Here is a 14,526-nt window from a genome sequence, read left to right on the forward strand (position 1 = left end):
GTGCGGTGCCGCGGGGCCATGACGATCCGGTACATGAACCGGATCGTAGCGCGCGTGCGGAGGTTCTACCGTCCGTCGGTCACCGCGTCCGGCGGGGTGAGCGGGGACAGACTGCCGCTGCGGGTGAGTTTGGCGTACCAGTGGGCGCTTGCCTTGGGGATACGCCGCTGGGTCGCGTAGTCCACGTACACCGTGCCGAAGCGCCTGCTGTAGCCGTACCCCCACTCGTAGTTGTCGAGCAGCGACCACAGGAAGTAGCCCCGCACATCGGCCCCCGACTCGATCGCGCTGTGTACGGCGGCGAGGTGGTCGCGCAGATAGTCGATGCGCTCCGGGTCGTGGACCTCGCCGTCAGGGTTGGCGTAGTCGTCGAACGCCGCGCCGTTCTCGGTGATCATCACCGGCAGTTCCGGGTGGTCCCGCCGTACCCGCATCAGCAGCTCGTACAGACCGTCCGGGTCGATGGTCCAGCCCATGGCGGTCCGGGGTCCCGGCGTCTGGTGGAAGGCGACGTTGTCGGCGGCCGGCCACGGGCTGTGGGCGCTCGCGCCGTGTCCGTCCGACCCGTGGGCGGCCGGTCCCTCGTGGTGGGAGACGAGCGTGGGCGAGTAGTAGTTGACACCGAGGAAGTCCAGCGGCCGGTGGATGAGCGCGGTGTCGCCGTCCTGGACGAAGGACCAGTCGGTGAGGGACGAGGTGTCGGCCATGACGTCCTCGGGGTACGCGCCGTCGAGCATCGGTCCGGTGAAGACACGGTTGGCGAGTCCGTCGATCCGGCGGGCCGCGTCCAAGTCTGCGGCGCTGTCGGTCAGCGGCCGTACGTGGTGGAGGTTGAGCGTGACGGACAGCCGGGCGTCCGCCGGGAGCCGGTCGCGCAGGACCTGGACCGCGAGCCCGTGGCCGAGGTTGAGGTGGTGCGCGGCGCGCAGGGCGTCGACGGGGTCGGTACGGCCGGGGGCGTGCACCCCGGAGCCGTACCCCAGGAACGAGCTGCACCACGGTTCGTTGAGTGTGGTCCACGTCTTGACGCGGTCGCCGAGCGCGTCGGCGACGAGGGCCGCGTACTCGGCGAAGTGCTCGGCCGTGCGGCGCTCGGGCCAGCCTCCCGCGTCCTCCAGATGCTGGGGAAGGTCCCAGTGGTAGAGGGTGACGACCGGTTCGATGCCCTTGGCGAGCAGGTCGTCGGTGAGCCGGCGGTAGAAGTCGAGGCCCTCCTGGGACGCGGGTCCGCTGCCGGTGGGCTGTACGCGCGGCCAGGAGACCGAGAAGCGGTACGCGCCGACGCCGAGGTCGGCCATGAGGGCGGTGTCCTCGCGCCAGCGGTTGTAGTGGTCGGCGGCGATGTCACCGGTGTCGCCGTTGCGGACCTTGCCGGGGGTGCGGGAGTAGACGTCCCAGATGGAGGGGGTGCGGCCGGCTTCCCGTGCGGCGCCCTCGATCTGGTAGGCGGCTGTCGCGGTGCCCCAGAGGAACTCGGGCGGAAAGACTCGTACGGAGGGGGATGTGGCCACGAGGGTCCCTTTCAGGAGTTGAACTGTGTTCCGTGTGCGGGGGGTTGGGCCTTCGCGCGCTGAGGCGCGCGGGGGCGGAACCCGGGATACGGGCTCGGGCCCTGCGGGGGAGCGAGGGAGAATCGCCGGAGGAGTGCGGGCAGAGATCAGCCCTTGACCGCTCCCTGCATGATCCCGCCGACTATCTGGCGGCCGAAGACGACGAACATCGCCAGCAGCGGCAGGGTGCCCAGCAGCGCCCCCGCCATGATCACGGACTGGTCGCGCACATAGCCCGCGCTGAGCTGGGTGAGCGCGACGGGGACGGTGGGGTTGGTCATGTCGAGCGCGATGAACGGCCAGAAGAAGTCGTTCCACGCGTGCACGAACGTGATCATGAAGAGGACGGCCATGGGCGGCCGGGCGATCGGCAGCACGATGCTCCAGAAGATACGGAGCGAGTGCGCGCCGTCCAGGCGCCCCGCCTCGATGAGTTCGTCGGGCAGCGCCTCCTTGAGGTACTGCCGCATGAAGAACACCCCGACGGCGCTGACCAGCGTCGGGAAGATGACCGAAGGGAGCGTCTGCCCCCAGCCCAGCTCGGCCATCATCATGAAGAGCGGTACGACTCCGAGCTGCGGCGGCACCAGCATCGTCCCGATGACCAGCAGCAGGAGGAGGTTGCGCCCCCTGAAGCGCAGTTTGGCGAACGCGAAGCCCGCCAGGGTGGCGAAGAAGACCGTGGACAGCGCGATGACGCCGGCGACGATCAGGCTGTTGACCATCGCCTTGCCCATCGCCGCGTCCTGCCAGGCGATCCCGAGGTTCTTGAGAAGGTTCGGCCCCGGCAGGAAAGGAGGCGGGGTCTGCGCGACGCGGGTGTTGTCGGTGGAGGCTGCCACCACCGTCCAGTACAGCGGGAAGAGGGAGATGAGCGCGGCGATGCCGAGCAGAAGGTAGGCGAGTGGTCCGGCGTGGTGCGTACGGCCGGCGCCGGGGCGCAGTGCGCGGCGGAGCCGGAAGCGGCCGGAGGGCGGCGGGGCCTCGGGGGCCCGGTCGCGTGCGTCCGCCCGGACGGGTGCGGTGTCGATGGTCATGCGGCTGCTGCTCCCTGCTCAGGACGTCGCGGACGGCGTGGACTTGGCCTTCTTCTGCGGGCCCGTGGGAGCCCCTGCCGCTCGGCGCGTCCTGATTCCGTTGACGACACGCTGGAGGACGAAGACGAGGACGAGGATCAGGAACATCGCCCAGGCGATCGTCGCGGCGCGGCCCATCTGGTAGTTCTTCCAGCCCTCTTCGTAGAGGAGCAGCCCGAGCGTCTGGTACTGGTTGTCCGCTCCGCCGCTGATGCCGTTCGGACCCTGGCCGAAGATCAGCGGCTCGCCGAAGAGCTGGGTCGCGCCGATCGTGGACAGCACGATGGTGAAGACGATCGTGGCGCTGATGCCGGGGATGGTCACCTGGCGGAACTGCTGCCAGCGTGAGGCGCCGTCGATGGCCGCCGCCTCGTACAGATCCCTTGGTACCGCCTGCATGGCCGCCAGATAGAGCAGGGCGTTGTAGCCGGTCCAGCGCCAGATGACGATGGCGGAGATGGCGAACTGGGCGGGCCACTTCTGGTTCTCCCAGTCGACGTTGTCGATCCCGAAGAAGCTCAGTCCCCAGTTGATCATGCCGAAGTCACGCTCGAAGAGCATGGTGAAGACGAGCGCGGCGGCGGCGATGGAGGTGGCGTACGGGGTGAGGACCGCGACCCGGAAGAACGTCGAGCCACGGAGCCGGTAGTTGAGGAGATGGGCGAGACCGAGCGCCATCAGCAGCTGCGGGACGGTGGAGATGACACCGATGGTGAAGGTGTTGGTCAGCGCGTTCCAGAACCGGTCGTCGTCGATGAGTTCGGTGAAGTTGGCGAGTCCTCGCCACTCCATCATGTCCATGGTGGACAGCTCGACGCGGTGCAGCGAGATCCAGAAGGTGTAGATGAGCGGGTAGAGGCCGAAGGCCCCGAAGATCACGAAGAACGGGGCGATGAAGGCGTACGGCACCGCTCGCACGTCCAGCCGGTGCAGGATGTTGCGTCGCGACTGGCCGGCGGCTCCGTCGCGGCCGGCGCCCTTCCCTGCGGAGCCGTCCGGGGGCGGGGGCGGCTGCCCGTCGGTGCGGGCTGCCGGGTTGGAGGTGGCCACGCGGGCGTCCTTCCATGAGGTCTGTGTGGGGCGGTTCGGTGGAACAGGGGTTTGCGGGGGGCGTCCCGGCGGCCGGGCCGGTCGGGCCGGAGCGGCTGCCGGGACTGCCCCACGGGTCAGCGCGTGGCCTTCTCGATGCGCTCGTCCGTCGTCTTCCATGCCTCGTCCGGGCTCTTGCCCTGCGCCTCGATCAGCTGGAGGCCCGCCGAGAACGCGTCCTTGATCGTGCCGTCCTTGCGCCCGAGGACCTGCTCGTCCGGGATCTCCTTCGCCGCGTCGCCGAAGATCTGGCCGATCGGCGCGCCGCTGAAGTACTCGGACTTGCCGTTGGCCACGGCCGGAATGTCGAGCGCCGTCTTCGAGGACGGGAAGTTGCCGAGCTTCTCGAAGATGGTCGCCTGCTGTTCGGGCGCGGTCAGCCAGGCGATGAGATCGGTCGCCTCCTTCTTCACGGGGCTGTTCTCCATCACCCCGAGGAACGCGCCGCCCCAGTTGGCTCCCTTGGGCGCCTTGGCGACATCCCACTTGCCCTTGTTCGCCGGTCCCGCCTTCTCACTGATGTGCGCGAGCATCCAGGCGGGACAGACGGTCGTGGCGAACGTGCTGTTGGCCAGTCCCGGGTCCCAGCCGGGCTGGAACTGCCGCAGTTTGGCGGTCAGTCCGGACTCCGCGGCGTCGGCCGCGAGCCCCCAGGCGTCCGTGACCACGGGGTTGTCCTTGTAGATGAGCTTGCCGCTCTTGTCGTAGAACTGCTGCTCGTCGCCGTAGATCATCGCGTTGAACAGCCCGCTGGAGCTGTCCATGAAGGCGAGCTTCTTGTTCTTGGTGCCCTTCTTGAAGTCCCGGCCGACGTCGACGTACTTGGACCAGTCCCCCGCCCACAGCTTCTCGACCTCGGCGCGCTCGGTCGGCAGCCCCGCCTGCTCGAACATGTCCTTGCGGTAACAGACCGCCATCGGACCGATGTCCGTGCCGAGCCCGAGCAACTTGCCGTCCTCCGTGGTGACCTGGCTCGACTTCCACGGCAGGTAGTGGTCGAGTCCGGGCGTCTTGGACAGGTCGGCGAACTTGTCCGCCCGGGTGTCGACCAGTTCCTTGGCCCGGCCTATCTCTATGCCCTGGATGTCCTTGAGGCCACTGCCGGCGGCCAGGTGCGTCTGGAGCGCCGTGTAGTACGTCTGCTCGTCGCCGGCCACGTCGGCCTCGATGAGGATGTCGGGATTCTCGTCCATGTACTGGTCGAGGAGCCCGGTCTCCTTGAACCCCATGACGCCGAAGAGGCCCACGCTGATGACGGTCTTGCCGTCCTTCGTCTTCGCCTCGCCGGTGTCGCCGCCGCCTCCGCAACCGGCCACGAGCACGAGCGAGAGACCGGCCGCCGCGACGGCGGCGAGCGAGGGGAAGCGGTTCGGAGAACGGGACGGAACACGGGAGGGAAGAGCGGAGAGTACGGATCCGAAGCGATGACGGGCGGTGCCCATGTGCTTCCTCCTTGCGGGCGCTCGACGCGCCGAAAAGTGACTCGGTGAACACACCGGACGCGGGCCCGTCATCCGGCGAACAAGTGAGTGGGAGCGCTCCCAGTCGGTTGTGGAAGACTCTGCGGAGTACGTCGCACCGTGTCAAGAGTTGAAGACATTTCCGTTGCCCGGAGATGTCCGGCACCGAGTGGGGCGGGACGGTACGTCGCGGGCCGAGTGCCCTGCGTGGACAGGAACCGGACCGCCCTCGCGGGCAGAAGTCAGGAGAAGCGATGAGCAGCCGTAAACAGCAAGGTCAGCGGCCAACTCTTGAAGCCGTCGCCGAGCTTGCGGGGGTGGGCCGTGGGACCGTTTCCCGGGTCGTCAACGGTTCGCCCGGCGTCAGCGCGAAGGCCCGCGCCGCGGTCGAGACGGCCATCTCGCAGCTGAACTACATACCCAACCCGGCCGCGCGCAGCCTGGTCACCAGCCGGACGGACTGCCTCGCGCTGGTGATACCCGAGTCGGAGAGCCGGCTGGCGGCGGAGCCGTACTTCTCGGCGGTGATCCGCGGCGTGAGTACGGAACTGGCCGACACCGAGATGCAGTTGCTGCTCATCCTGGTCCGCGACCGGCGCGAACTCGACCGGCTCACTCGCTTCGCCGCGGCCCGCCGGGTGGACGGCGTGCTGCTGGTGTCGATCCACGACGACGACCCACTCCCGGGCCTGCTCGAAGAGATGCGGATGCCGACGGTCCTCGCGGGCCGGCGCTCGCCCGAGGAGTCCCTGAGCCATGTCCACTCCGACAACGTCGGCGGCGCCGCGACGGCCGTACGGCACCTGATCGACGGCGGGCGCACCACGATCGCGACGATCACCGGACCGCTCGACATGGACGTCGGCAACAGCAGGCTCCGGGGCTGGCGCGAGGCCCTGGCGGAGCGGGGTCTGCCGGTGGACGAACACCTCGTCGCGGTCTCGGACTTCACCGAGGAGGGCGGGCGTACGGCGATGAGCGACCTGCTCGACCGCGCCCCGGGTATCGACGCCGTCTTCGCGGCGTCGGACGTGATGGCGGTGGGCGCGCTGACCGAACTGCGTGAGCGGGGGCGGCGGGTGCCCGAGGACGTGGCGGTGATCGGCTTCGACGACTCGGTCATCGCCCGGCATACGACACCGGCGCTGACGAGTGTGCGGCAGCCCATCGAGGCGATCGGCCGTTCGATCACGAGGCTGCTCCTGGAGGAGATCGCGGAGCCCACCACAGCCCACCAACAGCTCGTGCTGCCAACGACGTTGATCCTGCGCGACTCCGCGTGACGGGGGTTCCGCGTGACGGGGGCGGGGCGAGGTGGGACGGGCCGGCACGGGGCGGGGCCGGGCCGGCACGGTGGTCGACCGCCGGGCGGTGCGATCACCGCGACCGCGCCCCGGCGGGCCGGGTCCGGCGGGAGTCGGAGCCGTAAAAGATCGAAAAGCCCTCGCCCCGTACCCTCGACGAGCCGAAACCCCTTGCGCCCGCCGTCCGTTCGCTGTCAGTTCGCCGTCCGAGAAGGGCCACCGCCCATGAAGATCCAGTCCGTCGAAACGGTCGTCACCAGCCCCGGCCGCAACTTCGTGACCCTGCGGGTGACCACGTCCGAGGGTGTCGTCGGGCTCGGCGACGCCACCCTCAACGGCCGCGAACTGGCCGTCGACGCCTATCTGCGCGAGCACATCACCCCCCTCCTGCTCGGCCGTGACGCGGGCGCGATCGAGGACACCTGGCAGTACCTGTACCGGGGCGCCTACTGGCGGCGCGGCCCGGTCACCATGGCCGCGGTCGCCGCCGTCGACATGGCCCTGTGGGACATCAAGGCCAAGACCGCGGGGATGCCGCTCTACCAACTGCTCGGCGGGCGGAGCCGACGCGGCGCGCTCGCGTACGGGCACGCGGCGGGCCGGGACATCCCGGAGCTGCTGGACTCCGTGCGCGCCGTTCTGGCACAGGGCTACCGGGCGGTCCGGATCCAGACCGGCGTACCGGGCCTGGACGCGGTGTACGGCGTGGACGGCGGCGACGCCGCGACCGGGGTCGGGCTGCGGACCGGCGGCGGGAGCGGGGCGACGGGCGACCACCCGCTGCCGTTCGAGGAGGTGTGGGACACGGCCGCCTACCTCCGCCACATCCCGGCGGTCTTCGAGGCGGTGCGCCACGAGTTCGGCCCCGAACTCCCCCTGCTCCACGACGGCCACCACCGGATGACCCCGATCGAGGCGGCGCGGCTCGGCAAGTCCCTTGAGCCGTACGGTCTGTTCTGGCTGGAGGACTGCACCCCGGCGGAGGACCAGGCGGCGCTGCGGCTCGTACGGCAGCACACCACGACCCCGCTCGCCATCGGCGAGGTCTTCAATCATGTGAACGACTACACGACGCTGCTCGGCGAGCGGCTGATCGATTACGTACGTTCCGCCGTCACCCACGCCGGAGGCATCACGGCCCTGCGCAAACTCCTCGATCTGGCGGCGGTGCACGGCGCCAAGTCCGGGATCCACGGTCCGGCCGACATCTCGCCGGTGGGGATGGCCGCCGCGATCCATCTCGACGTGGCGATCCACAACTTCGGTATCCAGGAGTACACCCGCCACTCGGCCGGCACACTGGAGGTCTTCCGGCCCTCGTACACCTTCGACGGCGGACTCCTGAATCCCTCGGAGGCTCCGGGCCTCGGGGTCGAGCTGGATCTGGAGGCCGCCGCCCGCTTCCCGTACTCCCCCGCGTATCTGCCGGTGAACCGGCTGCTGGACGGCACGGTGCACGACTGGTGAGCGGGGTGGCCGCAGTCGGGTGGGCGCAGGGGGGTGGCCGCAGCGGCGCGTGCGCCGCGGTGACCGCAGCGGGCCCGGCCGGCGAAAACCCGGTTGCCGCCGGTCGGCGCCGCTGCCAGGGTCTGCGCGATGCCTACCTTCTCCGCACCTGACACCACACAGCTCGCCTACCACGTGTACGGCGATGGCTCTCCCCTGGTCTGCCTGCCCGGCGGGCCGATGCAGTCCTGCGATTACCTCGGCGAGTTGGGCGGCCTCTCGGCGCATCGGCGGCTGATCATGCTGGATCCCCGTGGCACGGGCGGGTCCGCCGTGCCCGCGGACCCGGCGTCCTACCGGTGCGACCGGCTGGTGGCCGACGTGGACGCGCTGCGCGAGCATCTCGGACTCGACCGGATGGATCTGCTCGGTCACTCCAGCGGCGTGAATCTGGCGGCGCTGTACGTGGGCCGACACCCGGATCGCGTCGGCAGGCTCGCGCTGATCGCCCCGAGTGTCTGGGCGGTCGGTATCCCGATCCCGGGCGAGGTGCGGCGCGAGACGGTACGGCCCCGCCACGACGAACCGTGGTTCCCCGAGGCGTACGCGGCGCTGGAGGCGATCACGCGGGGCCGTGCGACCGCCGACACCTGGCAGGCCATCACGCCCTTCTCCTACGGCCGTTGGGACGAGGAGGCGCGTGCCTACGAGAGCGCCGGGGAGGCTCAGCGCAACGACGAGGCAGCGGGCGTCTTCGCCGGAGAGGGCGCTTTCGACCCTCAGTCCACGCGCGAGGCACTCGGCCGGTTCGAGCGGCCGGTGCTGCTGCTCGCGGGCGAGGTCGATCCGGGAGCGCCGCCGGCCGTCGTGACCGAGTTCGCCGGGCTGTTCCGACACGCCGAACTCGTCGTGCAGCCCGGCGCGGGGCACTTCCCCTGGCGTGACGATCCCGAGCGGTTCGTGGCGGCGACGGCGGCGTTCCTGGCCTGAACTCCCGCCGGGCGACGGGGAGTCGGGGCCGGGGTCAGATCTCGGCGCCGACCCGCTTCAGCAGGTCGTCCGCGAGGTCCGCCGTCGGCCGCTCGCCGTCCAGGAAGATCGTCCCGGTGGGCATGGTGTCCACCGCCGCCACACAGCGCACCATCCTCTCCATGACCCATTCGAGGCCGGCGGCGTCGCGCTCCGGGTCGCCGCCACCGTGTGTGACCACCCGGGCCCTGAGGCGGCGCTCCAGCACGTCCGCCGGGACCTTGAGGAAGAAGTGGTGCATGGTGACTCCGGCCGCCTCCAGCGCGCCGAAGACCTCGCTCACATAGAGCGGATGCACGAGCGTCATCGGCACGAGGACCGGCCGCTCGTACTCCTTGAGCAGCCCCAGCGCCAGCGAGACCAACTGGCTTCGCCACAGCGGCAGATCCTGGAAGTCCCCGGTCGGGACGTCCACGATGTCCCGCAGGACGAGGCCGACCTGCTCCGGGTCGTACACCAGCGCGTCGGGCCAACGGCTCGACAGCTCCGCGACCAGTGTCGTCTTGCCCGCGCCGAAAGAACCGTTCACCCAGACGATCATGTTGTTCTCTCCTCTTCCGCTGCCGTGATCCGGTCGAGCAAGGACGTGTAGAGGGACCGCCTGTCGGGCCGCGCGTGGTCGGCCGTGTGCCGGAGCGCGGGGATCACCCGCCGGCCCAGGTGCTTCAGACCGTCGGCCGCCGCGCCGCGTACGGCCGGGTGGGGATGGTCGAGCAGGGCGACGATCGCGGGGACGGCGGGCTCCCAGCCCGCGTGGGTGAGGGTGCGGACCGCCGAGCGCACCACGTCCGGCTGCGGATCGTTCAGCAGCGACGACGTGTGGCCGAGGTACGTCGCCCGGTCGAACAGCGCTCGGGACGTGCGGTGGGCGTGGAGCCGGACACGAGGCCGCGGGTGGTGCAGCAACTCGCCGATCAGCTCGCGCAGTTCGGGGTCGTCGGGGTCTGTCGAGCGGGAGCGGTCCGCGGCGAGAAGGGTGAGCGCCCGGCGGATCCGATCGGGGCTGCCGGTACGGGCCAGACGCAGCAGATCCTGGCGGGAGGGCCCGGCCGTGGGTCTTCCCCGCTCCGTCAACCGCGCTCGTACGTTGGCGTGTTGACGATCGGCGGCCGGGTCGCGCAGCGGTCCTTCGACGAGGACGAGGCTGTCGGCGACACGGTCCCGGCGCTCGGCGCGCAGCCGGCGGCGGATCTCGGTGAGCTCGGGGGTGCGGAGCACCGGACGACCGGCGAGAAGGTCCAGGAACCCCCACGCGCCCGCCATGACGCGGTCGGCGATGGTCACGGCGAGCGTGTCCGCCGGGACGGCGGCCAGGACGGGACGAACCGCTTCCGGGGCCCGCTGCCACAGCTCCAGAAGCGCGGGTACGAGCGGTTCCAGGGCCGACGGGCCGAGTCGTGAGGCCACGCGGGCCAGCCGCTCGTACCGGATCCCGCCCGGCTCCGTCTCCCCCAGCAGTGCGGCGAGCGCGCCCGCCGGTACGGCGCCGGGCGGGATCTCGACGTCGACGCGACCGTGGAGGTACGCGCGCAGAACCGCCGAACGGAGTTCGGGATCCGGCCACTTGAGCAGCGCGAGAGCCGCGGTGCGACGCCGGTCCGGATCGGGCGCGTCGAGCATGCCCAGCAGACGTGCGCGCAGGGCCGCCGAACGTGGCTGGTCCAGATCGTCCGCGCGCACCGTCCGGTTCGGTCTCCGCGTGATCGAGGTGTCGGCGTCGGTCTCCCCGAGAGTCCAGGGCGGTACGTCCAAGGGTTGGAGAGCCGTCATCCGGTCGAGCAGAGCGGACCGGGTCGCGGGATCGGCGGTCGGATACGCGTCGGCCAACGCGGCAAGTTCCGCACGGGAGTTGGTCGGGGATGCGGGTGCGTCCGGGATCCCGAACGCCTCGCGCAGTACGGCTCCCCCGGCTCGGGCGGTGGCCGCCGCGGCGAGCGCCTGGTCCAGGTCCGCGCGCACCAGCACGGCGCCGCAGCCGCGCAGCAGGCGCAACGTCGGCGCGGGCGCGACGGCGGACAGCGCACGTACCGTCGCGGCGACGGCCCGCTTCTCCACCGTCGGCAAGGTTGGTGCCACTTCTTCGAGGACGGAGACGACGTCGCGTCCGTCGTCACTAGAAGCACCCGACGTCGCCTTGTCCGTCAGGCACCTGAGCAGAAGCCCGATGTGCCGTGCGTAGGTCCGCCGCTCGTCGTCGGACAGCCGGCTCGGGCGGATTCCGACCGCCACCCTGACCAGACCCATCCGCGTGCCGGACATCGAGTCCGGCAGCGAGTCGGCAAGGGCGAGCCAGTCCGCGTGCGTCGGCCGCAGCGCGCGCAGCAGGTGGCGCGCGGGCAGCTCCCGGCGTCCGGCGATCCGCAACGCGACCGCCGGCTGCCAGCCGCCGGTCTCCAGTGCGTCGACGTCGGACAGCGCCGCCCTGCCCGCCGAGCACTCCGCGAGGCAGTCGCTCAGCAGCGTGCGGGCGCGCGGCTCCTCCGCGCGGTCGAGGGCTGCGCGCAGTGTCGCCTCGTAGGCGGCACCGAGGATGGACCGCAGCGCCTCGACGAGTGCGGTCCTGAATCCCGGATTGTCATGCCGGGCAAGCCAGTTGAGGAGCTGAGGTACGGCGACCGCGGTGCCTGCTCGGGCCAGCACTCCCGCTGCGGTCTTCTTGATGTTCATGTTCGGGTGGTCGAGGCAGGCGGCGATCGCGTCCGACGCCCAGCGCGCGCGTGTGTGGCCGAGGGCGAGCAGTGCCTGCCGTACGGTCTGGATGTCGTCGGCCGTGGTCAGGGTGATGAGGCTCGCTGAGAGCGCCTGCGCGTCGTCGCCTTCGGTGTCCTGGGCGAGCAGCGCGATCACGTGTTTGCGCACATGGGGACTGCGGTGGCGGAGCATCCGATGCACGCGGGGCCGGGTGTGCGGATACGGAACTCTGGTGAGCAGTTCGAGGAGGATCACCCGCTCGTCGTCGGTCGGCCCGGGGCGGTCGAGCAGATCGAGAACGACGGTCGCGGCCAGTGCGTTGCCGGCCGCGTCCGCGTCGGAGGCGTCGAGCAGGCAGATCGGCCGGATCCTGCGCCTGGCGTGGAGCTGTCGGCCCAACTCCCGTACCGCTTCGAGGACTTCGCCGGGTACGACCGCCTCGCCTGCGGCCGGGCCGTCAGGCTGCGGGGACTGGTCGCGGCGACGCTCGGTCAACACGCGCTCCCGCAGGGCCAGTTCGGCCACCACGTCCAGGAGGAGATCGGCGATGACCGGGATCGTACTCGCGCCGCCGTGGGCGGCGAGTCCGCACAGCGCCGTCACCGGGTCGGCCCGGTCCACGCGGGCCGCCAGGAGCGCCAGTTCGCCCTCGTCGGGACCGCCGAGATCGGCGGCGATCCGCGCGGGGAGGTCGGCGGGGCCGAGACGTACGAGGAGGGCTCGGCGCTCTGCCGCGTCCTCGGTGAGCTGCCAGAGCAGCTCAAGTGCCCGGTTCCGTACGGCGCGCAGGTGGGGAGCGATGACGCCCCCGGCGCCCCCGCCCCCGCCGCCGCTCGCCGTGAGCCCGAGTCCGTACCGCAGCGCGGCGACGGTCCGGGATCCCCCGATCGCCTCCAGGGTGTCGAGAGCGGCCCCGGGCTCCGTCTCAAGCCGCGTCAGCACCGCCTCTTCGGCGGCCGTGTGCCGCAGCGCGCGCAGCGCGTCGAAGAACGGCCGAGGGGCCGAAGTGGCCTCCAGCGCCCTGGCGATGGCGTCGCCGACCGGGATGTCGCCGGACTCCCCCATGCCCTGTCCGGCCAGCGCGACCAGCAGGTCGAGGCGGCGCGGCCACTGCGGATCATCGGCCGGGGCGTCGGTCAGCAACCGGAACATTTCCTGACGGCAGGTGAACAGGATGGTGGCGACATCGCGCGGTGCGATGGCGTGGTCGGCCAGCGCGAGGGCGATCACGGCCGGGACATCGGGGGCGGTCACGAAGTGTCCGCGCCGGTGGAGCCCGCGCAGACAGGCGATGGCGGGCTCGCCGAAGAGCAGCGGGTCGCGGGTGGCGACGGCCGTCAGCTCGTGGATGTGGTCGCGTGTCGCGAGGGAGCCGAGCAGTTCCAGGGCGCGGCGGCGCAGCCGGGGCGTCAGGTCCGGGTCGTCAACGGCCCGGCGCAGTACGCCGCTCTCGCCGTAGCGGGCGAGTGTGGTGAGCGCGGCTTCGGCCACCTCGGGTCGTACGGTCGCTTCGGCGGCGCTCAGCAGGGTGGACACGGCGGACAGGCGACCGGGCGGCAGGGGCTCCAACACCGCCCAGGGCTCGGCGAGTTCGGCCAGGGCGGCGGCGACGGTCGCGGGCGCCGCGTCGACATCGAGCAGGCGCGCCAGATGGGCCCGTACGAGCGCGGCCGACAGGACTCCGGCGTGCAGGCCTTCCCGGGCCAGTCTCAGCGACTCGCCCACCAGCACCGGATCGCCGCTGTCCAGCAGCTCCGCGATCAGTTGTCGGGGCCGGCGAGCCCCGGCGATGCCCGTCCCGCGTACGGCGTGGTGAAGCAGCTCGCCCGCGGGCTCTCGCCGGACGGTCGTCGGGTCGCCCGCGATCTCGGCGCGCAGCCAGGCGATCTGTACGCGTACGGGGAGCCGGGCCGTACGCCACGCCGGGGCTCGGCCCGCGACGGCGTAGGGCGTCGGCACGTACGGGCCGAGCCGCGCGTACAGCTCCGCCAGGACGAGAGCGTCCTCCGCCGACCAGGTCCCGGCGGCGGACAGTGCCGTGGGCAGCAGAGCACCGAGTTCCGCCGGCTCACCGACGGCGGCCCGCTCTCCGAGGAGCGCAAGCCCCAGCGACCGTACGGGGGCGTCCTCGTGCCGGAGCAGCCGCTCGAAGACGACGGGCGGGCAGCGGGCAGCGTCCACGAGCACGGACAGCCGACGCACGTCGGCCCGCCGGAGCGCGTCGTCGAAGGCTTCGTCGAGGGCTTCGTCCACCGGGGTCATCGCGATCGATCCTAGGCGCGGCGTCGATCGCCCCACCAGGGAGATTCGGCCGCCGGGAACCGGCCCCGACGTCCGCCGGTGTCAGCCAGGGTCTGTCGTTTGGATCAGGCCTGATCCAAACGACAGACCCTATGTGGCGGAGCTGTCCCGCGCGACCAGTGCCCAGCTCTCGCCGTCCTGGCTGCGGACGATGTCCATGACCTGGACCACGGCGTCACGGTTGAGGGGTCCCCGGAGCCGGGCCATCCGGAATCCGGGGCGCTGGGCGAGCGGTGACCGGGCGGGCGGTGCCACTCGGTCGACCGGGACGTCCACCCTTGTCTCGTCGATGGCCAGGACGACTCCGGCCGTGTCGTGGTTGAAGCGCGCGACCGCCAAGAGCACTGCCTCCTCGGTCGGGGAGCAGTGGACCGTGCCGTCGCGGGCGAGTGACGGCGGCGCGTAGGGCCGGTCCGGATCGGCCAGCCAGTTTTCCAGTACCGCGAAGTGATAGAGCATGGGGCGGTTATAGCTGTCCGGACGGGACCCGCGCGTCCGCACCGCCGCACTCACCGGAACGGACCATCCGCGCCTGTTCGGTGTCCGCGGTCCGTTCGTGCGGTGCGCGGAGGAGGCAGCA

10 protein-coding genes are annotated in these 14,526 nt (G+C 71.2%); 3 read left to right on the forward strand and 7 right to left on the reverse strand.

Annotated features, from left to right (window positions below; all coding sequences use genetic code 11):
• Nucleotides 1–65: 65 nt before the first annotated feature.
• The 4 genes from OIE74_RS01250 to OIE74_RS01265 all read right to left on the reverse strand — a co-directional run bounded on the left by OIE74_RS01250 (nucleotide 66) and on the right by OIE74_RS01265 (nucleotide 5,157).
• Nucleotides 66–1,511 (reverse strand): GH1 family beta-glucosidase, encoded by a 1,446-nt coding sequence (locus OIE74_RS01250; RefSeq protein ID WP_329377443.1) that lies wholly within the window; start codon nucleotides 1,509–1,511, stop codon nucleotides 66–68.
• A gap of 146 nt (nucleotides 1,512–1,657) precedes the next feature.
• Nucleotides 1,658–2,587, reverse strand: coding sequence for a carbohydrate ABC transporter permease (locus OIE74_RS01255; protein ID WP_329377445.1), 930 nt, complete (start codon nucleotides 2,585–2,587; stop codon nucleotides 1,658–1,660).
• 18 nt (nucleotides 2,588–2,605) lie between these two features.
• Nucleotides 2,606–3,676 carry a carbohydrate ABC transporter permease gene (locus OIE74_RS01260; protein ID WP_329377447.1) on the reverse strand — a complete coding sequence of 357 codons (1,071 nt, stop codon included), beginning with the start codon at nucleotides 3,674–3,676 and terminating at the stop codon, nucleotides 2,606–2,608.
• Nucleotides 3,677–3,792: 116 nt separating this feature from the next.
• Nucleotides 3,793–5,157 (reverse strand): ABC transporter substrate-binding protein, encoded by a 1,365-nt coding sequence (locus tag OIE74_RS01265; protein WP_329377449.1) that lies wholly within the window; start codon nucleotides 5,155–5,157, stop codon nucleotides 3,793–3,795.
• Nucleotides 5,158–5,429: 272 nt separating this feature from the next.
• On the opposite strand from OIE74_RS01265, the gene OIE74_RS01270 reads away from it, so the two are divergent.
• The 3 genes from OIE74_RS01270 to OIE74_RS01280 all read left to right on the forward strand — a co-directional run bounded on the left by OIE74_RS01270 (nucleotide 5,430) and on the right by OIE74_RS01280 (nucleotide 8,915).
• On the forward strand, nucleotides 5,430–6,458 hold the full coding sequence (locus OIE74_RS01270; protein WP_329377451.1) for a LacI family DNA-binding transcriptional regulator: 1,029 nt from the start codon (nucleotides 5,430–5,432) through the stop codon (nucleotides 6,456–6,458).
• 246 nt (nucleotides 6,459–6,704) lie between these two features.
• Nucleotides 6,705–7,946: a D-mannonate dehydratase ManD gene (manD, locus tag OIE74_RS01275; protein WP_329377453.1), complete on the forward strand. Its 1,242-nt coding sequence runs from the start codon at nucleotides 6,705–6,707 to the stop codon at nucleotides 7,944–7,946.
• A gap of 129 nt (nucleotides 7,947–8,075) precedes the next feature.
• Nucleotides 8,076–8,915 (forward strand): alpha/beta fold hydrolase, encoded by an 840-nt coding sequence (locus tag OIE74_RS01280; protein WP_329377454.1) that lies wholly within the window; start codon nucleotides 8,076–8,078, stop codon nucleotides 8,913–8,915.
• Nucleotides 8,916–8,949: 34 nt separating this feature from the next.
• On the opposite strand, the gene OIE74_RS01285 is transcribed toward OIE74_RS01280, so the two are convergent.
• The 3 genes from OIE74_RS01285 to OIE74_RS01295 form a co-directional block, all read right to left on the reverse strand.
• Nucleotides 8,950–9,495, reverse strand: coding sequence for an AAA family ATPase (locus OIE74_RS01285; protein WP_329377456.1), 546 nt, complete (start codon nucleotides 9,493–9,495; stop codon nucleotides 8,950–8,952).
• Nucleotides 9,492–13,907 carry a HEAT repeat domain-containing protein gene (locus OIE74_RS01290; protein WP_329377458.1) on the reverse strand — a complete coding sequence of 1,472 codons (4,416 nt, stop codon included), beginning with the start codon at nucleotides 13,905–13,907 and terminating at the stop codon, nucleotides 9,492–9,494. The genes OIE74_RS01285 and OIE74_RS01290 overlap by 4 nt, the downstream gene beginning before the upstream one ends.
• A 129-nt stretch (nucleotides 13,908–14,036) precedes the next feature.
• The gene (locus OIE74_RS01295) at nucleotides 14,037–14,405 is read right to left on the reverse strand and encodes a DUF952 domain-containing protein (protein ID WP_329377460.1); all 369 of its coding nucleotides are present in this window, start codon (nucleotides 14,403–14,405) and stop codon (nucleotides 14,037–14,039) included.
• Nucleotides 14,406–14,526: the final 121 nt, after the last annotated feature.

The sequence above is a fragment of the Streptomyces sp. NBC_01716 genome, assembly GCF_036248275.1.
In the GTDB taxonomy this organism is placed as follows: domain Bacteria; phylum Actinomycetota; class Actinomycetes; order Streptomycetales; family Streptomycetaceae; genus Streptomyces.

Excerpts from the sequence above, each read along its gene's own strand:
- OIE74_RS01265 (WP_329377449.1), bottom strand. The coding sequence starts at position 5,157 with ATGGGCACCGCCCGTCATCGCTTCGGATCCGTACTCTCCGCTCTTCCC.
- OIE74_RS01285 (WP_329377456.1), bottom strand. The coding sequence starts at position 9,495 with ATGATCGTCTGGGTGAACGGTTCTTTCGGCGCGGGCAAGACGACACTG.
- OIE74_RS01270 (WP_329377451.1), top strand. The coding sequence starts at position 5,430 with ATGAGCAGCCGTAAACAGCAAGGTCAGCGGCCAACTCTTGAAGCCGTC.
- OIE74_RS01295 (WP_329377460.1), bottom strand. The coding sequence starts at position 14,405 with ATGCTCTATCACTTCGCGGTACTGGAAAACTGGCTGGCCGATCCGGAC.
- OIE74_RS01255 (WP_329377445.1), bottom strand. The coding sequence starts at position 2,587 with ATGACCATCGACACCGCACCCGTCCGGGCGGACGCACGCGACCGGGCC.
- OIE74_RS01290 (WP_329377458.1), bottom strand. The coding sequence starts at position 13,907 with ATGACCCCGGTGGACGAAGCCCTCGACGAAGCCTTCGACGACGCGCTC.
- manD (WP_329377453.1), top strand. The coding sequence starts at position 6,705 with ATGAAGATCCAGTCCGTCGAAACGGTCGTCACCAGCCCCGGCCGCAAC.
- OIE74_RS01280 (WP_329377454.1), top strand. The coding sequence starts at position 8,076 with ATGCCTACCTTCTCCGCACCTGACACCACACAGCTCGCCTACCACGTG.